The organism is Planktothrix sp., from assembly GCF_046067725.1.
Classification (GTDB): Bacteria; Cyanobacteriota; Cyanobacteriia; order Cyanobacteriales; family Microcoleaceae; genus Planktothrix.
Window position 1 is genome coordinate 1 of the sequence record NZ_JBJUDF010000079.1, and the last position, 23,105, is coordinate 23,105.

Annotated in this window: 22 protein-coding genes; 9 read left to right on the forward strand and 13 right to left on the reverse strand. The window is 40.9% G+C overall.

Features of this window, described 5'->3' with window-relative positions:
• Positions 1-277: 277 nt before the first annotated feature.
• Positions 278-1,558, reverse strand: a complete 1,281-nt coding sequence (locus tag ACKPEB_RS04415) for a M16 family metallopeptidase (protein ID WP_408963608.1) — start codon at positions 1,556-1,558, stop codon at positions 278-280.
• A 277-nt stretch (positions 1,559-1,835) separates the two neighbouring features.
• Positions 1,836-2,924: a tRNA 2-thiouridine(34) synthase MnmA gene (mnmA, locus tag ACKPEB_RS04420; RefSeq protein WP_408963609.1), complete on the reverse strand. Its 1,089-nt coding sequence runs from the start codon at positions 2,922-2,924 to the stop codon at positions 1,836-1,838.
• A gap of 142 nt (positions 2,925-3,066) precedes the next feature.
• Between mnmA and ACKPEB_RS04425 the strand changes: the two genes are divergently transcribed.
• From ACKPEB_RS04425 to ACKPEB_RS04435, 3 genes are all read left to right on the forward strand, one after another.
• Positions 3,067-4,038, forward strand: coding sequence for an SPOR domain-containing protein (locus tag ACKPEB_RS04425; protein WP_408963610.1), 972 nt, complete (start codon positions 3,067-3,069; stop codon positions 4,036-4,038).
• A 78-nt stretch (positions 4,039-4,116) separates the two neighbouring features.
• Entirely contained in the window at positions 4,117-5,706 is a 1,590-nt protein-coding gene (locus ACKPEB_RS04430) for an NAD(P)H-hydrate dehydratase (protein WP_408963612.1), read from the forward strand.
• 100 nt (positions 5,707-5,806) lie between these two features.
• A complete protein-coding gene (locus ACKPEB_RS04435) occupies positions 5,807-6,529 on the forward strand; it encodes a M23 family metallopeptidase (protein ID WP_408963613.1) in 723 nt (240 codons plus the stop codon).
• Here the strand turns inward: ACKPEB_RS04435 and ACKPEB_RS04440 are convergent.
• Both ACKPEB_RS04440 and ACKPEB_RS04445 read right to left on the reverse strand, forming a co-directional pair.
• A complete protein-coding gene (locus ACKPEB_RS04440; RefSeq protein ID WP_408963614.1) occupies positions 6,526-6,948 on the reverse strand; it encodes an NUDIX hydrolase in 423 nt (140 codons plus the stop codon). The two genes, ACKPEB_RS04435 and ACKPEB_RS04440, sit on opposite strands and share 4 nt — an antisense overlap.
• Positions 6,949-7,036: 88 nt before the next feature.
• Entirely contained in the window at positions 7,037-7,462 is a 426-nt protein-coding gene (locus ACKPEB_RS04445; protein WP_408967514.1) for a hypothetical protein, read from the reverse strand.
• A 151-nt stretch (positions 7,463-7,613) separates the two neighbouring features.
• On the opposite strand from ACKPEB_RS04445, the gene folD reads away from it, so the two are divergent.
• The 3 genes from folD to ACKPEB_RS04460 all read left to right on the forward strand — a co-directional run bounded on the left by folD (position 7,614) and on the right by ACKPEB_RS04460 (position 10,066).
• A complete protein-coding gene (folD, locus tag ACKPEB_RS04450; protein WP_408963616.1) occupies positions 7,614-8,480 on the forward strand; it encodes a bifunctional methylenetetrahydrofolate dehydrogenase/methenyltetrahydrofolate cyclohydrolase FolD in 867 nt (288 codons plus the stop codon).
• A gap of 157 nt (positions 8,481-8,637) precedes the next feature.
• On the forward strand, positions 8,638-9,564 hold the full coding sequence (gene crtE / locus ACKPEB_RS04455; protein WP_408963617.1) for a geranylgeranyl diphosphate synthase CrtE: 927 nt from the start codon (positions 8,638-8,640) through the stop codon (positions 9,562-9,564).
• A 19-nt stretch (positions 9,565-9,583) separates the two neighbouring features.
• On the forward strand, positions 9,584-10,066 hold the full coding sequence (locus ACKPEB_RS04460) for a divergent PAP2 family protein (protein ID WP_408963618.1): 483 nt from the start codon (positions 9,584-9,586) through the stop codon (positions 10,064-10,066).
• A gap of 27 nt (positions 10,067-10,093) precedes the next feature.
• On the opposite strand, the gene ACKPEB_RS04465 is transcribed toward ACKPEB_RS04460, so the two are convergent.
• The 5 genes from ACKPEB_RS04465 to ACKPEB_RS04485 form a co-directional block, all read right to left on the reverse strand.
• Positions 10,094-10,792 carry a hypothetical protein gene (locus ACKPEB_RS04465; protein ID WP_408963619.1) on the reverse strand — a complete coding sequence of 233 codons (699 nt, stop codon included), beginning with the start codon at positions 10,790-10,792 and terminating at the stop codon, positions 10,094-10,096.
• Between the two features lie 147 nt (positions 10,793-10,939).
• Positions 10,940-11,221: a hypothetical protein gene (locus ACKPEB_RS04470; RefSeq protein WP_408963620.1), complete on the reverse strand. Its 282-nt coding sequence runs from the start codon at positions 11,219-11,221 to the stop codon at positions 10,940-10,942.
• A gap of 132 nt (positions 11,222-11,353) precedes the next feature.
• Positions 11,354-12,973 (reverse strand): site-specific DNA-methyltransferase, encoded by a 1,620-nt coding sequence (locus tag ACKPEB_RS04475; RefSeq protein WP_408963621.1) that lies wholly within the window; start codon positions 12,971-12,973, stop codon positions 11,354-11,356.
• 339 nt (positions 12,974-13,312) lie between these two features.
• Positions 13,313-13,642, reverse strand: a complete 330-nt coding sequence (locus tag ACKPEB_RS04480; RefSeq protein WP_408963622.1) for an MgPME-cyclase complex family protein — start codon at positions 13,640-13,642, stop codon at positions 13,313-13,315.
• Between the two features lie 39 nt (positions 13,643-13,681).
• A complete protein-coding gene (locus ACKPEB_RS04485) occupies positions 13,682-14,401 on the reverse strand; it encodes a pyridoxine 5'-phosphate synthase (protein ID WP_408963623.1) in 720 nt (239 codons plus the stop codon).
• 230 nt (positions 14,402-14,631) lie between these two features.
• Here ACKPEB_RS04485 and ACKPEB_RS04490 point away from each other — a divergent pair, with 230 nt between their 5' ends.
• On the forward strand, positions 14,632-14,781 hold the full coding sequence (locus ACKPEB_RS04490) for a hypothetical protein (RefSeq protein WP_408963624.1): 150 nt from the start codon (positions 14,632-14,634) through the stop codon (positions 14,779-14,781).
• 157 nt (positions 14,782-14,938) lie between these two features.
• On the forward strand, positions 14,939-16,270 hold the full coding sequence (locus ACKPEB_RS04495; protein ID WP_408963625.1) for a ribulose bisphosphate carboxylase small subunit: 1,332 nt from the start codon (positions 14,939-14,941) through the stop codon (positions 16,268-16,270).
• Positions 16,271-16,360: 90 nt separating this feature from the next.
• Here ACKPEB_RS04495 and ACKPEB_RS04500 read toward each other — a convergent pair whose 3' ends face one another.
• Positions 16,361-18,265 carry an iron uptake porin gene (locus tag ACKPEB_RS04500; RefSeq protein ID WP_408963626.1) on the reverse strand — a complete coding sequence of 635 codons (1,905 nt, stop codon included), beginning with the start codon at positions 18,263-18,265 and terminating at the stop codon, positions 16,361-16,363.
• Between the two features lie 196 nt (positions 18,266-18,461).
• Complete coding sequence (locus ACKPEB_RS04505; protein WP_408963627.1) at positions 18,462-20,297, reverse strand: vWA domain-containing protein; 1,836 nt, start codon at positions 20,295-20,297, stop codon at positions 18,462-18,464.
• Between the two features lie 629 nt (positions 20,298-20,926).
• Here ACKPEB_RS04505 and ACKPEB_RS04510 point away from each other — a divergent pair.
• Positions 20,927-21,049, forward strand: a complete 123-nt coding sequence (locus ACKPEB_RS04510) for a photosystem II protein Y (protein WP_408963628.1) — start codon at positions 20,927-20,929, stop codon at positions 21,047-21,049.
• A gap of 301 nt (positions 21,050-21,350) precedes the next feature.
• On the opposite strand, the gene ACKPEB_RS04515 is transcribed toward ACKPEB_RS04510, so the two are convergent.
• Together ACKPEB_RS04515 and ACKPEB_RS04520 are read right to left on the reverse strand one after the other, a co-directional pair.
• Positions 21,351-21,566, reverse strand: coding sequence for a hypothetical protein (locus tag ACKPEB_RS04515; RefSeq protein WP_408963629.1), 216 nt, complete (start codon positions 21,564-21,566; stop codon positions 21,351-21,353).
• Positions 21,538-23,007 carry a PP2C family protein-serine/threonine phosphatase gene (locus tag ACKPEB_RS04520; RefSeq protein ID WP_408963630.1) on the reverse strand — a complete coding sequence of 490 codons (1,470 nt, stop codon included), beginning with the start codon at positions 23,005-23,007 and terminating at the stop codon, positions 21,538-21,540. The genes ACKPEB_RS04515 and ACKPEB_RS04520 overlap by 29 nt, the downstream gene beginning before the upstream one ends.
• Between the last annotated feature and the right edge of the window lie 98 nt (positions 23,008-23,105).

Here is a 23,105-nt window from a genome sequence, read left to right on the forward strand (position 1 = left end):
GCTTGCAGTTCGGAAACGTCCTTTCCTCGGCTTCCGACTTGCAACACGGGACGGCTCACCTCAACGGCAATTTTCACCGGAGATAAACGAGGGGTTTAGGCGATGACCGATGGGGTCAAACCTAACCCCATGACAACCATCGAGGTTAAAGATAAATAACGTTGAACTGTGAACCCAGACCCAGAATCATGCTGCTGCATAACCATCCTCGTCCCACTTTAACTGTAGATTCTCGGTCATTGTAGCAGTGGGGGGAGTCGGTGGGAACCCGGAAAGATTAGGACAGGGAGCTAACAAAGGCTTGGGGGCCAACGACCGAAAGATAAGGTTGAATAAAATAGTGATTCGCCACTTTTAGAGCGTCCTCGGACGTGACCGCCGAAATTTGGGTCTGAAATTCTGTATCAAATTCCATCCCTAACCCTAAAGATTCGTACCAGCCATAAATTTGTGCGAGTTGGGAGTTGGTTTGCTTTCCTAACGCATATTGACCTAAGAGTTTATTTTTAGCGACTTGCAGGTCATCGGCGGTGAGGGGAACGCTCACGAGACGTTCAACTTCGGTGCGTAACCCATCAATGGCAATTTCGGTATTTTCGGGTGCGGTTCCCATGTATACGACAAATTGAGACTGGTCGAGACGAGTGGGGAAAAAAGCCGAAACGTCATAAGCTAACCCGCGTTTTTCCCGCAATTCTACAAATAACCGACTGGATAAGCCATTTCCGAGATAGGTATTTAAGACTTTTAAGACGGGATAGTCTGGATGGTTAACAGGACTGGTTAAATAGCCCAACATGACAACAGATTGTTGCGTTTCTTGGGCGGTAATGGCATTTTGGGGATGGGGAGTTAAGCTGGGTAAGGATAAGCTGGGTAAGGGGGGGGCTGAAACTGTCCAATGTCCAAATATTTGTTCAATTTGTTCTAGGGCGGTTTCTGGGGTAATGCGTCCAGCAATGGAGATAATTAAATTATCGGGACGGAAATAGGTTTGATGGAAGTTTTGCAGGTCAGCGCGTGTCAGTTGGGAAACGCTGGCTTCGGTTCCCAGGGTGGATAAAGCGTAGGGGTGATGTTGATACATCTGCTGTCGCAGTTGTTCAAAGGCGACCGAAAACGGTTGTTCTCGTTGAGAACGAATTCCTTGAAGGGTGATGCGGCGTTCGAGTTCAATTTCGGCTTCGGGAAAGGAAGGAGATTGTAACAATTGGGCGGTTAAATTTAAAATCGGTTCAAAATCTGAAGCAACGGTTTTGAGACTGATTAAAAAATAATCCGTTGAGGTATCTGCATTTAATTTAGCGCCTACGGATTCGACTTGTTCAGCAATTTCTAGGGAGGAAAGCTGGTCTGTTCCTTTGGTTAACACCGCCGCTAACAGATGGGAGAGTCCTGCTTTTTCTTGGGGTTCCCATCGGCTTCCGGTGCGGATAAACAAACGAGTTGCAATAATATCAGCCGCCGGATTTTCGGTGACAAGCAACACAATTCCGTTATCGAGAACCGTGCGATGGACATTACGAATAGTGGGGGATGGGATTAAAGTTTGGGTCACAGTTCCTCGGTTTTCCTTTAGGGTTAGGGAATTACAATCGGTGCTACTGCATTTTTTAGCATGAATAGGCGTCTAATTGTAATCCGTAATTTTTCGGAATTATTTTTTGATATTGAATATTGGTATAACCTAGATTCAGTAAGATTTTTGTAAATTTACTGTTATTGGGAATACATTCTATCAAATTTACTCCGTACTTTTACGGAAAGGAGAATTTTAATTTTCTTTCCTTACTTTCTTAGAAGGGTTAAATTCAATTTAACCCTTTTAAGAAAACTTATTTTTGCTGTTGAATAATTCCTCCCCCTAAGACTAAATCTCCGTCATACCAAACCGCAGCTTGACCTGGAGTAATCCCAAAGATCGGTTCATCAAAAATTAGTTTAACGCAAGAACCTAAATTTTGATCCTCTTCTTTTTCTTCTGCAGGGTTCAGGGGCACAACCGTAACGGGTTGAGGTTGCGACCGATAGCGAATTTGCACTTGGGCACGAATGGGACTGTCAGGGGGAGAAATGGAAACCCAATTGACTTGTTTAATGGTACATTCTGTTTGCACTGCACTTTCTTTATCCCCTACAACGACTTGATTTCGACCCGCATCAATTTTAACAACATATAAAGGATGGGGTGCAGAAATTCCTAAGCCTTTTCGTTGTCCAATGGTGTAATGATGAATGCCATCATGTTGTCCTAGAACTTTCCCCGTTGTATCCACAATATCGCCTTTTTGACCCCTAATATATTGATCTAAGAAAGCCTGCATGGAACCATTGGCTTCTACTAAACATAAATCTTGGCTTTCGGGTTTATCGGCGGTTTTTAGGTTATATTGATTAGCAATTTTTCGGGTTTCCGTTTTTAAGACTTCTCCTAACGGAAATACAGTTCCAGCGAGTAAATCTTGGGTTAAATCATAGAGAAAATAAGATTGATCTTTATTTTTGTCTACGGCTCGTTTTAATTGATAGCGATCGCTAATTTTATCATAATCAATTCTAGCATAGTGACCTGTTGCAATGTGATCAATTCCTAACTGTTCACGGGCATAATTTAACATCGGCCCAAATTTAACAGCCCGATTACATTGAGAACAAGGTAAGGGAGTAATTCCCGCTTGATATCCATCAACTAGATAGTCTACAATATAAGTTTGAAATAGCTCTCGACTATCAACGATATGATGGGGAATTCCTAATTGTTCACAAATCGATGCCGCATCCACCATTCCTTCAGAACAACATTGTCCTTTTCCCTTCATTAACCAAAGGGTTAACCCTACCACCTCATATCCTTGGTGATGTAACAAGGCGGCGGCGGCAGAACTATCGACACCACCGGAAAGACCGACAACAACTTTACTCATGATCCCATCAAAATAACTTGCCAATTTCAATAAACTCACTTAACTTTAATTTTAATGTTGACTGATCTGCGAGTTCTGATGACTCTGGACTTGCTCAAGAATCAACATCAATCGAACCCACTCAAAAGGGGAGGACGTTAAAATGTCAGTCTATTCTATTGTAATACAGAAAAAATTAAATCGGTTTACAAAATTGATCGGGAAAATCCCTTTATTTTCTACCTTGATGCTATTGGGGGGATATGGATGGATGACGACTCCGGTTTTAGCTCAACAACGGTATGGGGTTTATGTTAATGGAGATAGTCCGTTATTATTAGAAGTGGTGCAACAAGTTCAACCCGGAGCAATGATGCAACGTTATAATAATCGGAGTATTATTGATCTGGGAATTTATTTTAATCAAAGTGAAGCTCAACAACTGATTGAAGCTTTAAAACAGCAAGGAGTTCAAGGCAATCTGATTAATTTGAAACCCGGAGAAGATTTTAATAACCCGGTCACGGTTAACCCCATTATTATTCCCCCTGACCAAACGACGATAAAAGTTATTAATACGGGTCTACAACCCGGTTTAGTTCCTATCACAACGGATTTAGGATTATATCAAGTTTTTGTCAGTCCAATAACAACAAATTTAAGTGCAGTCCGTCGCATCTCTCCAAATGCAGAACAGTTAACTTATCAAGGACAATCTGTAATTCAAGCGGGAAGTTTTGTGAATTTATCGAATGCCAATAAACTCAGACAAAATTTAGCCTTAGCTGGAATTTCTTCGACAGTTATTAACAGTATAGCACAATTACAAGCCTTTTTAGCCAGTATTCCTAGCAATCCTAATCCCAATCCTCCAAGCCAGCCTAATTTTAATTTAGGATTAGGCAATACCAACGGTTATTTTATCTTAATTCCCAGTCAACAAAATCAACTGACTTCTCTAGCTGAAAATATTATCGCCTTGGGGGTTCCTTCCGAAAGTATTCAAATGCAACAAGCCGCTTCTAATCCTTTTGTTGCTGTTGGGCCGTTTGCTAATCAACAATTAGCACAACAATGGGAAAGTTACCTGAAGAATGCAGGATTACCTCGTGCTACTATCTATTTTGGTCGATAATTTTGGGCGGGAAGACCCCGCCCCTACGATATTATAATAGGGCAAGATTACATTGTTGACGATTTTATGAATTCTGAAATGAGATCCGAAAAAATCAAACAAATTGTTGTTACCGCAGAACAAATGCGAACCATTGAAAATCGGATTTTTTCTGCGGGAATGCCTGTCGCTGCGTTAATGGAAAAAGTAGCCCTTAAAATTACCCAACGGTTACAGAATTTTTTCTGGGAAAACTCAATAACCTCCTCCAATAAAATTGGAATATTAGTTGGGCCAGGACATAATGGAGGTGATGGGTTAGTCGTCGCAAGAGAACTGCATTTTCTCGGTTATTCTATTATTATTTATAGTCCTTTTTCTAAACAAAAAGAATTAACCGAGGCTCATATTAGTTATGCTGTTAGTTTAGGAATTCCGATTTGTTCTAAAATTGAAGAATTACAACCCTGTGATGTTATAATTGATGGGTTATTTGGATTTGGTTTAGAACGACCCATTACGGGAGAAATAGCCGAAGCTATTGATACTATTAATACCTGGAATAAATGGGTTATTAGTATTGATTTACCATCGGGAATTCATACTGATACCGGAGCAATATTAGGAACTGCTATTCGCGCAGATTTAACTTTATGTTTGGGTTTATGGAAACAAGCCTTTTTACAAGATGAGGGATTAGATTATATTGGAACTTCTGAATTGATTGATTTTGATATTCCCTTAACAGATATTACAGCCATATTAGGGGAATCTCCCATCCTAAACCGCATCACTTCTTCAATATCTATTCAGACTTTACCCTTACCCCGTCCTGCCAATTCTCATAAATATAAAAACGGTCATTTATTAATCATAGCAGGTTCCCAACAATATACAGGAGCCGCTATTTTAGCAGGATTAGGAGCCAGAGCAAGCGGTGTGGGAATGTTATCAATTGCAGTTCCTAATTCGATTAAATCCTTGCTCAGTTCAGTATTACCAGAAGCCTTAATTATTGGTTGTCCTGAAACTGAAAAGGGAGCCATTCTTAAACTTCCAGAAAGCATCGATTTAAGACGTTATCAAACCATCGCCTGTGGCCCTGGATTAACCTTAGAAGCCCAACCGATTGTTCAAACAATTTTAACCGCTAATTGTCCGATTATTTTAGATGCTGATGCTTTAAATATTCTCTCTAAACTCAATCCTTTTTTTACCCTATCTTCTCGTCAATATCCGACTATTATTACTCCCCATTTAGGAGAATTTAAACGTCTATTTCCTGAATTAATAGAATTAGAAAAGAATAAAATTAATTTAGCTAAACAAGCGGCGGAATTAACCCAAGCCATTATTGTCTTAAAAGGGGCAAGAACCTGTATTGCAACCCCGAATCAAGTTTGGATTAATCCTGATAGTACCCCGGCTTTAGGTCGAGGAGGAAGTGGAGATGTTTTAACAGGATTAATCGGAGGGTTGTTACCCCCTATCCTTTTAGCAGAAAAACCTGTAGAATCAATTGTTAATAGTGCAGTTTGGTGGCATTCTCAAGCGGGAATCTTAGCCGCAAAAGAACGCACAGAATTAGGAGTTGATGCTTATACATTAACTCAATATTTAATTCCAGCTTTAACACCGTTTGTAAAATCGAGAGAAAGATCCAAAGGGTACTCAAATAAAGGTTCTTAATCTATTACCTATTATCTATTGCCCATTCGTAATTCGCAATTCGTAATTACCCATTACCTATTACCCAATTTTAAACCTAAATTATCAAGGATTGCAACCGATGAAATTAAAAATTTTAGAAAATACCGTTTTTAAGCTCCATCCCGTTGCCGCTGAAGCAATTTCTGAAAATGAAAAAATCTGTGTTCATTGTGATACAATATTTAAGATAGACAGTTATTCTGAAGCAGAAGAAAACCATTTACAGATTAATTTTCTATCTCCTAAACCCAAAAATATTACCACTTGGTTTGTACTGTCCAATCAAGTTCAACTATTAGAAACCGATGAACAATTAACCGCTTCTCCTTCTGTTTCTTCGGCTTCCTTTGCTGCTTCTAATTCAGAGTGGATATGGCCAATGACGGGAACCAGTATGGGTTCTAGGGCAGAATTTGGTTATGCAAGAGGAAGACTTCATGCAGGAGTTGATATTGGTGGATATACTCCCGATGAATGTTATGCCGCCAGTGATGGGATTGTGGATTATATTAAAAATGATCGTAGTGGTGCAGAAGGTCGCGCAATTTATATTAAACGTTCTAATGGTTGGGAGCACGTTTATTTTCATTTACAATCGATTCGAGTTAAAGTCGGTCAAAAAATTACAAAAGGTCAATTGATAGGAATTCGGGGAGGTTCAGGATTTGGCTATGAAGGATTAGAAATTGATGGCGGAGGTTATTCAATTCACCTACACTTTGAAGTTCGTAAACCCAATGGTGAACCTGTGAATCCCCGTTCTATTTTACCTGATGATGGGAGTGTTCCAATTGTGGGTTAAATTGACTTTTGAGCGATAAACTCTAACATAATTTTTTGCAAAGGAACTCCTATGGCTCTCACCATTCCTGCTTTCTGAGAATAAGCTTCTCCCGCGTGAATTTCCTCGGCTGTTAATAATCCCATATCCCATCCTTCATTTAAAACTAATTGACTTAAATCAACCGTTAAAGGAGCCGAAAAAACAAAACGAGTTACCTGAGAATCTCGATAGTTTTTAAACGGAATTAACTCAGAAACGGGATAACCTATTTCTTCAATTAATTCTCGTTTTAAGCAAAATTCAGGGGTTTCTTCTGGTTCTAAATGTCCTCCAAATAATCCCCAAACCCCCGGATGAATAATTCCAGGGATATTATCTCGTAATTGAAACAAAAACTTTCCATCTCGATAAAGAATGGCTAAAGCGACTTGAATCATGATACTAGGGAATTACGAATTATGAATAGGGGATCAGAAAATGTGTAAATAATGATGTTTGGGGACTTAATAGTTTACTCATGGCTAACTAGGGGTGGGGAGATTCTTTCCCTACGGATTCTCGTTCAATTTCTTTGAGATAAACTTCTCCAATATCTTTTCCTTTCATATCTTTTAGTAAAATACTTTTATATTCAACTTTACCCTGAATTAACAAATCTTGATTCACGGAAGGTAACGGTTGAGTGGTAAAGACCCAAATGGAACCCGTATCATCTTGAAGTTGATAAGCACCAGCCCCTAATAAGGGTGTCAAACCTTCAACTTTTCCTCTAAGATAAACTTTAGCACCGATTTTTTGACGTTGTTGAAGTTGCTCAATTTTAACCGTGTTTAAATTCATCCAAGGTTCAGAATCGGTAATACTCCCACAACCGACTAATCCGGTTACAAATAGTAATACAATACTCAAGGGGAAGGTTGGGGTGAATCTCAGAGGAAATGAAAAGGTCATGGAGTCTGGAATGGGTCATAAAATTTCTTTCTCCAGCCTATAACCTTTCTTGGAAAAAAGATTAAATTTACAGGTAAAATAATCCAGAATCCTAGCTCAATCGCTAAAAATAGAGACGATGGCAATACAGTAAATCACGAGAAAACGCATTATGGATAATCTCTTAGACGGTAAAGCTACAGCGAAAAAAATTCAAGCCCAACTGCAAGAACAAGTCCAAACTTGGCAAGCAAAAGTCGGACGTCCCCCCGGTTTAGCTGTAATTATGGTGGGAGATAACCCCGCCAGTGCAGTTTATGTTCGCAATAAAGAACAAGCTTGTGCTAAAGTTGGTATCGCTTCCTTTGGTCAACATTTCCCCACAGAAACATCCCAAGAAGAACTCACCCAAACGATTCATACCTTGAATCAAAATCAACAGGTTGATGGCATTTTAGTACAGTTACCTTTACCTTCCCATTTAGATTCCGTTGGGTTATTATATGAAATCGATCCTCAAAAAGATGCCGATGGTTTGCACCCGGAAAATTTAGGACGATTAGCTCGGAGTGAAAAAGGGTTAAGAAGTTGTACTCCGGCGGGTGTAATGCGACTATTTGAAGAATATAACCTAGAGTTAAAAGGGAAACACGCGGTTGTTTTAGGTCGTAGTATTTTAGTCGGAAAACCGATGGCGTTGATGTTATTAGAAGCTGATTGTACTGTAACCATTGCCCATTCAAAAACGAAAGATTTAGCAAAAGTTACTCGTGATGCAGATATTGTGGTTGCGGCGGTCGGACGTCCCCAAATGGTAACAGCAGATTTTGTGAAACCTGGCGCTATTGTTATCGATGTTGGGATTAATAAAATAACCGATGCTAATGGTAAATCTCGTTTGGTTGGAGATGTAGATTTTAACAGTGTTCAACCCATCGCTCAATATATTACTCCAGTTCCCGGCGGTATTGGCCCCATGACGGTTGCGATGTTATTACAAAATACCTTCTGGAGTTACTTAGAAAGAGTTGGGGGTTAAGATTAACCCGACCCTAGACAACCGCTTCAAAATTCATGATCGCTTCTGTGTCACAAGACTCGTAAAATAGTGAAGTTAAGACTTTGCTCCTGCAATGTGGGCAAATTTCACTCCCCAGGAGTTTTTGTTAACCTCACCTCTATACAGAAGTTGCATCATGGTATTGGCAAGCGAAATTAACGCGCCGTTGGAGAACTCTGAGTTTGATTTATCGGCTTATCTGACCCAACGGCAAACCTTGGTTGAACAAGCTTTAGACGCATCTCTTCCGGTAAAATATCCTGAAAAAGTCTATGAAGCCATGCGCTATTCCCTGTTGGCGGGAGGAAAGCGCTTACGGCCGATTTTGTGCTTGGCAACTTGCGAGTTAGCCGGAGGTACAATAGAAATGGCCATGCCCACCGCTTGTGCCTTAGAAATGATTCATACCATGTCCCTGATTCATGATGATCTTCCGGCGATGGATAATGATGATTATCGTCGAGGGAAACTGACGAATCATAAGGTTTATGGAGAGGATATTGCCATTTTAGCTGGGGATGGTTTACTGAGTTATTCCTTTGAATTTGTCGCCACCCAAACTCCTGATGTGCCTGCTAATCGGGTTTTACAGGTCATTGCCCGTTTAGGTCGCGCCGTCGGTGCTGAAGGTTTAGTCGGCGGACAAGTGGTCGATTTAGACTCCGAAGGTTTAACGGATGTTCCCGAAGAAACTCTAACCTTTATTCATACCCATAAAACTGGGGCGTTATTAGAAGCTTGTGTGGTCTGTGGGGCTATTTTAGCGGGGGCGAGTGAAACCGATATTGAACGCTTATCTCGGTATGCCCGTAATATTGGTTTGGCGTTTCAGATTGTGGATGATATTCTCGATATTACTGCCACTCAGGAGGAGTTAGGAAAAACCGCCGGAAAGGATTTAACCGCCCAAAAAGTCACTTATCCGAGTTTATGGGGGATTGAAGAATCTCGACGTCAAGCCCAACAGTTAATTGCAGAAGCCAAAGCGGAATTATCTCATTATGGAGACCGGGCAATTCCTTTATTAGCGATCGCCGATTTTATCACTAATCGCACTCATTAAAACGATATTTTTCTAGTTTATGCAAGATTTTGCTCAAATCCTCGATAACCAAGTGTTATGGGTGGCTCTGTTAGCCTGTATTCTAGCTCAATTGTCTAAATTAGCCTTTGAGCTAGTTCAACATGGCAAAATTAATCTGCGGGTGTTAGTGACAACGGGAGGAATGCCCAGTTCCCACTCCGCTTTTGTCGGGGCTTTAGCAACAGGAGTGGGCAAAACGATGGGCTGGGGAAGTCCTGATTTTGCCATTGCTGTTGTTTTCGCCGTTATTGTCATGTACGATGCGGCTGGAGTTCGACAAGCGGCTGGAAAACAAGCTCGAATTTTAAATCAAATTATTGATGAAGTTTTTGAAGAACATAAACAGTTAAGCGAAGAACGATTAATTGAATTATTAGGTCATACCCCCTTTCAAGTGATTGTGGGTTTAGCATTAGGCATTATTATTGCTTCCGTTGCGGAGTTAAGTTGGCCATTGCATTTCATCCAAGCAGCACTGTAGAAAAGGGCGGTTGAGAAGTTGATCCGCTTAAGGTTTAATGGCTGGACTAATAACCATAACCCGATTACTATCAACTAACATTGACCAAAAGCCACGACTACTTAATTGTTTTAAAGTGGCTGTTGCTTTTTCAGAATCCATTGTATATTCAACTAATAAATAAGGCCGTTGACCATAGGAAACTAATCCTACATCTTCCCCCATCACCGTGCGTAATTGTACAACTAATTCGGGTTGATTAAAATAATCGACTAAAACCGCATAGCCTGACCCCAAAGGTTGAGGATTATATCTTGATTCCGGCTTAGAAGCGGGAGGAGTTTCTCGAACAACCGGGGTTGAATTAGGACTCGGACGCGATACCGGAGTCGCTTCTTGTCTAACAACATAGGCCGGTAATTTGACTTTATCTTGCAAATACGCCGCCCAATCTTCAGCAACCAATTGATCATTAAACCCCCCCACCCGTGTCACTAAATTACTTAAATAGCGACACACTTCACTCTTGATATCATTCGGTAATGTGCGCTGCACCAATTTCTGTTCCTCGGAAGTGTTACTGACAATCAATAACAAATATTCTCCGGGTTTTGGTGCAGCACAAATTTCCTGAGCTAAACTGGTTCGGGCTGCTAGACTCCAACTGGTAATCGTGAGCAGACTAGAGATGAGTATTGTGGACAACCCTTGAACACCATTTTGACGCATAAACAGGAGGTTTACCAAAACATTAATTAGGTTTAAAGCCCGTAAATTCTACTTAGGCTTTTATTGTAATTATTCTAGTTTAATGTATAAAAGAACGAGTTGATCAAAAAGAATCAAACCCAGCTATCGTTTGCGACTATATCCAACACCTAACCCAATTGGCTTTTAGCATTTTGTAGTCATTGTATAGCGATCGCTTAATCCTTTAAGGGTTTTGTTTTCTTGGATTGCATCATGGGGAATTAAGATATATTTCCAAGGTTTACCCCCATGATTGAGCATATAGTCTGAAGCATATTGACACCATTGAACAGCGACTTCTTTCTTCGCCAGCACTTGAGCATCATTGATTTCATTTTTAGCTTTTGCTTCAATTATATAGATAACTTCTTCTGTTTCAGCGACAAAACAGACAGTTAGAAAACCCTGTAAATAGATATTTAGCAATATTACTTTTATCAGATGGTGAATGTCGATATGGTTATAACAATTCACAAATACGATCAAGAATTTCTAAGGAGCGGCGCTGGGGATGACGCAGACTCAGACGATTAGCAATCTTATTAACAACTGAATTCATCATAAGTTTTCTAGGTCAAATAGTGAGAGTTGTTGATGTTTTGAGAGGGCTTTGGGAAGATTTTCAACATTGAGGCTGTAGTCATCATGTCCCCATTCACAACGGGAAAGAATTTGTTTAGGAATTTTCTTAACGGTAAGGTTAGGAAATTGATCGACGTTACCCCGAAAAGCTGTACAAAGAACTAATAGGCTGCGTTCTTGTCCTACTTCGTCGGAGAGTTGAGAAAGTTGTTCATGGCTAAGGTTTTGAGTTGTAACATAAATAAAATCCCGCTCTGTAGAATAGCCCTGTTGCCAATAGAATGTATCTGAGGGGGCGTAGGTGAAACCTTCAATTTTGCAAAGGGCTTCGGCTAACATTTCAGCATTATAGGTTTTATTAATAATCCAGTTTCCCCATTGATCTTTTTCGAGTAGTGAAGGTGCAAGGTGATAGTATCGAAATCCACCGCCTCCTTTCCAGTTTACTGCTTTAGTAATTCCGCCTTCATCTTCGCCATTAATGACTTTTTTAAGTCGGGGAATCATATGAGTATGGCAATGTTCGCCCAGTTCAATCATAATCCAATGTCTTCCCATTTTATGGGCGACTGCGCCTGTTGTTCCTGAACCGGCAAATGAATCAAGAACAATATCATCGGGGTTAGTAGAAAGTTCTATAATACGTTTTAATAACCTTTCTGGCTTTGGCGTGGCAAAGAGATCATTAACAAATAGAGTTCGCATCTCTTTTTTAGCTTCATCATTATGACCGACTTCATCGTAAGTCCAAATTGTTGTACTCGGAATAGTATCTGTCACCTCTGATAGAAATCTTTTGTATGCTGGACGTGCATCTCCATTCTCACCAAACCAAATACGGTTATCAGCTATTAGCTCATCAAATTTCTTTTTTGTGTAACGCCAACTTGTTCCCGAAGGCGGTAAAACTTCTCTACCAGAAGGAAGTCTGACAGGAAAAATTGCATAATCACGCACTTCACTTCGTAACACATCACTAGCCTTCCATGCTCCTCTAGGGTCGTTGTCTCGGTTCGTATATCTACCAGTCTGTTTTTCGGTTTTTGCCAAACGCCTTAACTGAAAACGAGAAATGTCTTTCGCTATTACTAAAATAAAATCGTGTGATTGAGAAAAGAATTTTGAATCAGATTTTGGCGCATATTTTTTTTGCCATATCACTGTCGATACAAAATTTACTCGCCCCAAAATTTCATCACACATCACTTTCAAATAATGCGCTTCATGATCATCAATCGTAATCCACAGCGATCCATCTGCTGATAATAAACGACGAATAATTTCTAAGCGATCGCGCATTAAAGACAACCAAATCGAATGTTCTACGCCATCATCATAATGTTCAAAAGCTGATCCTGTATTGTAGGGCGGATCAATAAAAACACATTTAATTTTTCCGGCAAACTCTGACTCTAACGCCTTAAGAGCCAACAAATTATCCCCAAAAATTAAGCGATTATCAAAAATATCATTTTCACTCATTCGATGAGTCGCATGATAGGATTTATCTGGATCTTCCAGCAAAATTCGCGACTCCAAATTGGGGCGAATTTCTTTACCAATCCAGGTTAATTCTAATCTTTGCTTCTTACTCATATTTTGTAGCAACTACTATTTCTGTGTCACCGCTAAAAGTTGTTAGCTAAACCTGTGTTATTAGGGAACCTTATTTTAATTTTTAAAGCTCAACACTGCTTGACTGATCATTGGATTCAACAGGAAATCACTGATGTACTGATTAACAGGCAAGATGACTGTTCTACAAAAATTGAGGGGCCGGATGCAGGGAAACGTTCACATCCGGTTTATCAGAGTAGTCAGAAAGTCATCTTTCTGACTTAGTTGAACTGCTGTTCTCCAATAAAAAAGATTTTAAAGTATAAAGCAACAGCTTTTATTGTACTGACTCAGGGTACAACTATTAAACCCTTGATTTTAAGACGCTGTTGCTAGAGACGCTAAAGCATCAGGAATACTCGCGGTCGGTGCTTGAAATTCTCCCGTGAGAACATACTCTAAACGTAATTTTAACCACGTCACCACCTGTTTATCTGTAGAAACAATGGCGACCGCAGGTTGAGGACATTTTGCTTTAGCTGCTGCCATTTCTGGTGCTTCCAAAAAGGCAGGTTGCTCCACTAACCAAAAATCAATTTCCTTTTCATTTTCCCGATAGTTGCGGGTGCGTTCCCGTAACACTTCTTCTAAGGGTTCTTCCTCAATTAAAAACTTGCGGCTGGCTAAAACGTAGTAATAAGTCTGCATGGTTAATCATTGTAAATTCTGCAATGGGACGATTTAACGTTAAACTTTCCCGTTAATCGCTTGTTTCATTTCTCGAACAGCCTGATCCAGACCAACGAGAACTGCCCGACTTATTATTGTATGACCAATATTGAGTTCTTCCATCCCTTCTATTGCCGCAACCGGGTAAACATTCCAATACGTTAACCCGTGACCCGCATTCACCCGTAGTCCCGCTTCTAAGGCTAACTTGCAACCTGTCGCTAAAATCTCTAATTCTCGGGCTTGGTCTTCCCCTTTCGCCTCCGCATAGCATCCGGTATGCAGTTCAATAAATTTCGCCTTAACCTGCGCCGAGGCTTCAATTTGTCGGGGGTTAGCATCAATAAACAAACTCACCGGAATTCCAGCACCCTGTAGAGTGTTAACCACATCCGTCATCCGAGAAATTTGTCCCGCAATATCTAACCCGCCTTCAGTGGTAATTTCTTCCCGGCGTTCAGGAACTAAGGTAATATAGTCGGGCTTGATATCTAATGCGATCGCCACCATTTCATCAGTCGCCGCCATTTCTAAATTCAGATGGGTTCTTACCGTTTGTCGCAACAGTCGCACATCTCGATCTTGAATATGACGTCGATCTTCCCGTAAATGCACCGTAATACCATCAGCCCCCGCTAATTCAGCAATGACAGCCGCCGCAACCGGATCAGGTTCAACGGTGCGACGGGCTTGGCGAATGGTCGCAATATGATCAATATTGACTCCTAAAGTCGGCAATTGTGATCTCTCCTTGTCGGTCTACGGTATTTAACCTTGCCAAAAAATTCAACGTCGGTCAAGTCAATAGAAATTAAAGTTTAAGTCAAATGTTAAATTTACTCATCACTGGTTATGTAATATATGTAAATTACATTATACTTCAGTTCTTGACAAAACTAGACGGTGTAGTCTATCTTAAGGGTAAGCCAAGACTGTACGGTCTAGTTAATAAGCGTGAAGGTTAACTCATGGATATTATTTCGTTAGTCATACTTTTAGGTGTAATTGTCGGGATGGAGGAAATTCTAAATAATCAATTAAAAGTTTCAAAACGCTTATTAGATTGGTTAGATCGACAACAAACCTCTGAAAAAAAGTCTAATCAACTGACCCGCTAAACCCATGATCAAATTTTCCTCCTCGCTCGCTCCTAGACGAGGCTTCCAACCTTCCCATGTTTTTCTTGTGATTGGGATAGCAACAGTTAACTTCCGGTTCTTTTTAGCGTAAAATTGAAATTCGGAACCGAACTTAAACTGTTGTGTCATTGTTAATATGTCTTATTATATTTCACCCCGCTTTCTGGATAAACTGGCTGTTCATATTACCAAAAATTTCTTACAATTGCCCGGTGTGCGGGTTCCTTTAATTTTAGGAATTCATGGACGGAAGGGAGAAGGAAAAACCTTTCAATGTGAATTAGTTTTTGAGAAAATGGGCTTTGAACCTGTGACTATATCGGGTGGAGAATTAGAAAGCCCTGATGCGGGAGATCCAGCGAGATTAATTCGATTAAGATATCGAGAAGCATCGGAACAAGTGAAAGTTCGGGGACAAATGTGTGCCTTATTTATTAATGATTTAGATGCGGGTGCTGGACGGTTTGATGCGGGAACTCAATATACGGTTAATACGCAATTAGTCAACGCTACATTAATGAATATTGCGGATAATCCGACCAATGTTCAATTACCCGGAAGTTATGATGAAACTCCGTTAAATCGGATTCCAATTATTGTTACCGGAAATGATTTTTCTACGTTATATGCGCCTTTAATTCGAGATGGACGCATGGAAAAATTTTATTGGGAACCCACAAGAGAAGAACGCATTGGCGTGTTACGGGGGATTTTCCAAACCGATGAATTATCCCAACAAGATATTACTCAATTAGTTGATACCTTTCCTGAACAATCCCTTGACTTTTTTAGTGCCGTGCGATCGCGGATTTATGATGAACAAATTCGAGATTTTATTCATCAATTAGGGGTTGAACGTATTTCTAAACGGATTGTCAATAGTATTGAAAAAGCTCCTGATTTCCAGAAACCTAACTTTAAATTACCCCATTTAATCGAAATGGGTCAACTCATGGTAGCGGAACAAAAACGGATTCAAGAAATGCGATTAGTCGAAGAATATAATCAATTTCGCACATTTAATACTCAATTTGGAGCTTCCCCCATTCCTCAAGAAAATCGTCAACAATCGTTAAATCCCATTCCCCATAGTCCCTATAATCCAATTATGCCTCCCCATCCTATTAATCGTACAGGGGCAACCGTCATGCAAGGAGATTCTAGTGGCAGTACATTAGTCAGTGGCGGAAAATTCATTAGTACAAAATTAGGAATAGACGTGTTAGAAAAAATTGATCAGATTTTATCCAGTGGTTATCGAATTGGATTAGAATACGCCGATAAACGTCGATTTAAAACCGGATCTTGGAATAGTTGCGGGTTAAAAGGTTCTGAATCAGAAGAAGATATTATTCAAGGAATTGAAACCTGTTTAAAAGAACATTCTCAAGATTATATTCGCTTACTGGGAATTGACCCGATTGCTAAACGAAGAGTTATGGAAATGGTGATTCAAAAACCGGAATAGTGCAAGGAGATAGCTACACCCTACAACGATAAAAAACCCCAGTTTCGTTGAGAAGCTGGGGTTTTTAAGGAATATTAAACTAAAGAGGAATTAGAAGCGGAAGGTTGTCCGCAGAGTTCCCACAAAAATCGTGTCATTGTTGCTATTGTGATCAGGATTGGTAACCACATAGAAACCCGGTGTAATCGCCACGTATTCGCTGAAGGGGAAACGATAGAAGCCTTCAACATGAATGGAGGTGTCTTCGTCTTCTAAACCGCTAAGATCATGGCTGGTAACTTTAGGAGGCATCCCCACAATTAAACCGGCGGTATCTCCTTCGCGGAGTAAGTCAGGGAATCCTAACACCGCAGCCCAGTTGATAATGGTGGCATTGTTGTTACCCCCATTCTTCTGATCAGCCCAAGTTGCACCAAACCAGCCGCCGAGAGAGAAACTGCGGGCAATTCTCCAGTTCATTTGGAAACCTAAGTTATCTGTGCCTGTGGCGTTTTCACCGAAGGGTTTATTGGCAATCCAACTGCCTGTCCCGCCAGAAACATAGACATTATCGTTACTAAAGTAACGGTGGTTATAATCTAATGAAAAGGCCAGGTTGCTTTTCGGTGCAAAGACTAATTGAGCCATGGCAGTATAATTGCCATTGAATAGACCGCGACCTTGGCTGGCATCAGAGGCAAAAGTATCGTCTGCCATATAGCCTACATTAGCTTTAAAAGCATGACTAAACGCATACTCAACACCAACCCCCGTACCTGAAGGGCCTTGGAAGGTTGTCGGGTTGAACCGTCCAAACCGGGAAATTGCGCCACTAGCATCATCCCCAAAAGGTGTCAGAACATCTTGAATATCATCCAAAGCTAACCCTCTGGCTCCAATCCAAACTAAACCTTTTCCTTGGGAGAAGGGGAAACGATAGGTCAGGTTATCGAGAACAATATTACTGGATCTACCATCAATCGCAGTCCGAGCCATTAAAGTGTTGAAGAGATCAAAATCATTCAACGTAGGTATGGATTGACCTTGTAAACGAGTTCTCAGTAAATCTTGCCCGGTGAAACTGGTATCAAAGTTTAAACGAGCGCGATAGCCTAAATAAGCTTGGGTGGGATCATCGCTATCATCAGCAAACTGACCCACAACGTTTTCTGAAGCCCGATTTCCTTCACCGTCACCAAACCAAAATACGGCTTCTCCGCGTAGTTTTGTGGTGGTCGAGAATTGATTAGCTTCTAGTTCTCCAGTACGCGCTTCTAAGGCGGTCACTTGTCCACGTAAGGTGGCTAACTCACCTGCAAACTCTTCCATCAGACGTTGCAGTTTAGCCAAATCTTCACGGGTGACTAAATCTTTTGTCGAAGCATCAATCAGTTCATTGATCCGTTCTAAACAAGCATTTACCCCAGCCGCAAATTCAAAACGAGTTAAGGCGCGATTCCCTTTGAAAGTGCCATCAGGATAACCTGCAATACAGCCGTAACGTTCCACCAAAGATTGTAGAGCTTGGAACGCCCAGGCGGTGGGTTCAACGTCGGAGAGTTGGGATACAGAGGTAACTTGAGCTTGGCGTTTGCTGCCTCGTCCCTCACGTCCATATTCATTCAGTTGTTGCATCACCTCAGCATTGTTAACCGTATCGGCTTGAGGTGCTGCATCGAGATCCGCCAAGGGAATTTCTGTGTTAGCAGGAGTTTCGATGCCTCTACTTGGCCCAACTCCAGCATGAGGATTCACGGGAACCTGAGCTAACTCCTGGGGTGGGGTGAGGGTCAATGTATTCAGGGGAGTTACAGAGACTTGCTCACTAATTTTTAACTCGGTTTGGGTGGGCTCCAGGGCGGTTTCTGTCAACGCAGATGCTTCGGTTGCTGCTGCAATTGCAGTGGGTTGAGCCTCAGTCACGGGTAACTCGGCGAATGCTGTTGTGGGAGCCATTAAACTAGCTCCTAAGACGGCAGGACTGAGTAGCCATGCTTTCAGTAGTATTTTCGACACTCTATTTGCTCCTCACACGGGTCTAGGTTTGATAAATTTTATCAAGTCTGCCCCCATTCTACCCGAATTTTTTTCAGGCGACTCAATGGATTCAGAACTGGACGACAGTTTAAGCAATACCCATTCAGAGAGTATCACTATTTTTTCTATAGTCAACACTCAACGCTTAACAGTGGGTTATGTCCCCCCGTTACTTTTACTGAATCAGACGGCGAATTTTACCATAAGCAACATAGGATTTACCATCGGCAGACTCTCGGACTTCATCAACTACATAAAGAACTCCTTCGGCACGAATATCACGGGGAAACCGGATATTATAATTGGGATTATAGCCATCGGAAACCACCCGTGCCCGTAGTTTACTTCCTTCTTTGATACATTGAATAATGACTCCATCTCCGACGGTATCAGTGGTTTCTAAATCCGCAAAGGTTTTAGGTGCTTTAGCCGCTTGTAAATTCGTGGTTTTTGGGGTTTTGGGGCTACTTGCTTTTCGTTCTTCTCCAGGTTTGACTAATCGTTTAATGGTTCCACAGGCGCGATAAAAATCTCCATTGGCTGAGAGTTTAATTTCTTCGACAATATAAGTGACTCCTTCTTCTCGAATTTGACGAGGAAACTGCACATTCAATTCAGAATTATAACCTTCGGAAATCACTCGCACTCGCAATTTTCCTCCCTGTTTTATACATTCGACTAACACTCCTTGTTCAAAACTAGAAACCGCTTCTAAACTATCGGCATTTCCGCTCGTAATTCCTCGTAAATTTAAGTCTTCTCGGTTGCGAGTTCGGCTTTGATAGGATTGATCTCGCATTTCCTTGCGGCTAACTGAATCAAAAGTTCGGTTTTCAATCCGTTGAGCATAATATTCTAATTGTTCAATTTCTTCAGCAATTTCAAAGATTTCAGTTAAGAGTTTTTGTTGAATTTCTTGAATGATAGAACGTAAGGTTTCAGCCGCTTTCTGATAATTACCTTCATCGGCTAAAGCGATCGCTTGTTCCTTAACTTGAGCTATCCTCAATTTACTGGTTTGTTCAAAAACCGATTGATTCGGTTGAATTTGTTGAGCCTGTGCTTCTGAACCAATATTAATGGGAATCGATAAATCTCCTGAAAGTTGCTCAATAACCCCATTAACAATCGTTTGATATTTATAATTTAAAGCGAGTAAGGAAAGCTGACCGATATTATTTTGAGGGGGAATCACGAATTGAACCGCTAACTGTTTAGCTTCTACTTCATAAACATCTCCGATAAAAATTTCTAAGCCTTTTTCAGTAGTTTGGGTGCGATAGTTATTTAAAATTTCTCGCAATTTAACAGAAGATTCTGGATATAATGTCACCGTTAAATTTTGGGCAACAACCGAGGTTAAACTTTCCAATTCTATCCGAAATACATCCGTTGCTTCATCGGGAGATTGAATAAAATAAAAATTTCCTCCCGCCGCATCAGCCATCGCAATGAGTAAATCTTCATTAAAATAGGTTCCAAATCCTAATGTTGTGGTAATAATTCCCTGTTCTGATTTTTGATGTGCCGTCTTTGTCAACACTTGAGGGTCGGTAATTCCCACATTAGCTTGACCATCGGTTAATAATAAAACCCGGTTTAAATATTTAGGATTCAAATTAGATTGAACTTGTTCACAACCCAACAACCAACCCGCGCTTAAATTGGTACAACCTCCGGCTTTAATTTTGCCTATTTTTAGACAAATTTCAGCTTGATTTTTAACGAGTTGTGGAGGTAAAATTAAATCAGCTTTATCATCATAAATAACCAAGGAAATAATATCTTGTTCCGTTAAGGATTCTACTAATTTTTGTGCAGCTTGAATGGCATAGCGCAAAGGTTGACCCGCCATTGAACCTGAACGGTCAATCACTAAACTTAAATTCAGAGGTCGTCGAGGAGAAATACCTGTTGTTTTTTCTCCATTAAAGTTTAAAATTACATCAACTGTAGCATCTGTATTAGTAGCAATTAATGAATGAGAAAGCGAATAATTGACCTGAAGCATAATTTTAACTCCTAAATATTCAGTCATAACCGCAGTCAGAGGGGGTTAAGGGTTGGCTATTGATGAAATAGACAACGGGCAATATGTTTGACACAGCCAGCGTTACTCCAGCAATAAGTCAGAAGTTAATCATTTCTCCCCCTGCTCCCCAACTCCCCCAACTCCCCCTGCTCCCCAACTCCCCCTGCTCCCACTGCTCCCACTGCTCCCACTGCTCCCCAACTCCCCCTGCTCCCCCTGCCCCCCCTGCCCCTCTCCTCTATTATGGTGTTGAGTCAAAGTTCAGGTTGTCCACAATTTTAAGATTAGGTGGGTTTTAGGGAGGATGACTGAAGATATTTAACAAAACTTCATATTTTTTAGGAAACTTCTCATTCCATCAACCGGGAAATCTGATAGAATTCTAAACACTAGATCTAGCAAAACCATCTCAGTCCCCGGCTCATCACCAGGGGAAAAATATAAGGCTAGGGTCTCAATCAGCCTCAACACAAGGCGTTGACCCTATAGCCAGTCTCTAAGGGAGCAGACATTCCCCTAATTTTTCAGTTTGCTTTTCTGCGGGGACAAAAATAGGATAAGAACAATAAAGATTGAGAGACGTTTAAAAAACTTTAGGAGGAGAATCTATGGATTTCGATTTTCGTATTCTGATTGTTCTGTTACCCCTTCTGGCTGCGGGAGGTTGGGCAGTCTATAATATTGGTGCGATTGCCCTCAGACAAGTTCAAGGCTTTTTAAATAAAAGTTAAATATTAACTCTGATTTGATGCTTTTCCCTATCCTGTAAGTTTACGGGGTAGGGCTTTTATATATTATTCATTTGTGACTCTTGAAACCAAGATAGCACTACTTTTCGAGAGAACTGCGATTGAGTGTAAGAATTGAAAGGGTTTGCTCGATTCACTCCGAAGTCCTAACTGTAATGCGTAATGCTATATCTTTGCTGGCTAAGAATTCGCCCAAGCATCAGAGATCCTGAATGCCACTTCACTACATTCAGGATGACAATTTTCAATGGGTTTTGACAATCGGATTCACCTGGAGAGGATATTAAGGAAGTAAACTCTTTAAACCCCATCCAGCCACTACTCCAATGAAAAACGCCCAGAGTTGACCTGTTTTAACAATATGGTTCCAGGTCTTGAGAAAATCAGCAACAATGTCTACATCCACTTGTTGAGCTAAAATCGGGGCTTGAGTCATCCAGTCTAAACCGTGATAGAACAGATTAGACCCATCAGTAGGATTGAGAATCGTTAATATCATTAATACCGCCTTCGTTGTCGGGTTGAACTTGCAACACCACGAGGGTCATATCATCTCCATTGCGATTTCCTGAACCGATAAATTGTTGAACTTGTTCAAACAAATAGTCCAGAATTGCCTGGGGATTTCTACAATTTTGGCACGCCCAATGAAACGCTTTACTCAGGTTTTCCTCATCAAAGCGATCGCCCCGTTGATTCATGGCATCTGTGAATCCATCGGTATAATAAATAATCGTATCCCCCGGATAAAGCTGAACCTCAGCTTCATAATAACAACTGTCCGCATCTAAGCCAATTAACATTCCCAAAGTATCCAACCGTCGAATATTGTTGGTTGCCATTTGCCACAATAAGGGAGGATTATGAGCGGCATTACTATAGGACAACATTCGATTTAGCGGATCATATTCTGAATAAAATAACGTCACAAAGCGACTGGAATTTTCCAGATCAGCATACATAACCTGATTCAAATGTCCTAAAATCTGAGCCGGAGAATGACGGTTTAATACTTCTGCTCTGAGCATTCCCCGTGTCATCGTCATAATTAAACCCGCCGGAACTCCTTTGCCCATGACATCGCCAATCACAATACTCCAATGTTCATCTTGATGAGTTGAGGAATGATTTCCTCGTTTATCAAAATTAGAGGGAATAAAATCATAATAATCTCCCCCGACTCGGTTAGCAGTTTGACATTGGGCAGCGATTTCTAAACCGGGAATTGTGGGGCATTTTCGAGGCAGTAATTGTAATTGAATTTCTGCCCCAATTTCCAACTCTCGATCTAAGCGTTCTTTGTCTCGCAAAGAAGTTGCTAATTCATCATTGGCGATCGCAACTGCTGTTTGATCAGCGACTAATCGAATTAATTTTTGACGGGTTGGTGTCCAAACATAGTTAACATCATGACTAAATACATATAACCGTCCCCGTTCAATATTATTGACTAAAATAGGTGTGCCAAATAACTGCACATCTGAACCTAAATAACGACTGACTTGATAATCTAAATTGGCTGTATAAGTTTGTAACGCCGTGTCCGATACATCCTTCATGCGGTTGTTTGGAATTAAAGAAATTTGTCGAGTCACCGCTTCGATCGCTTGTCGGATATCTTGACATTGGCGTCCTTCCTGACAATGAAGTCGTTGGAAGCGAACTTGTCCATTCGCTTTAAATAAAACTAATGCTCCGCCATCGGCATCTGTCACCCGACTCGCCACTAAAGGAGTTAACTCTAAAAATTGATTCAGGTTGTTAAAACTACGCAGGGCATACCCCAAGGAACTTAACAACTCATTTACGTTTTGCTGTTCTCGATGCAAACGTGCCACCAGTTCTTTGAGGGCGAAAACTGGTGTTGTTTCTGGTGTTGCAGAACCCGTAATTGAGTCAGCAAATTGATCGGAGCGTCTAGGTAGAGGCAAGGCTGTCATCTTCAGTTTGAGGGAACAGGGAACCAGGAGCAGGGGGAGCAGGGGGAGAAGAGGGGCAGGGGGAGAAGAGGGGCAGGGGGAGAAGAGGGGCAGGGGGG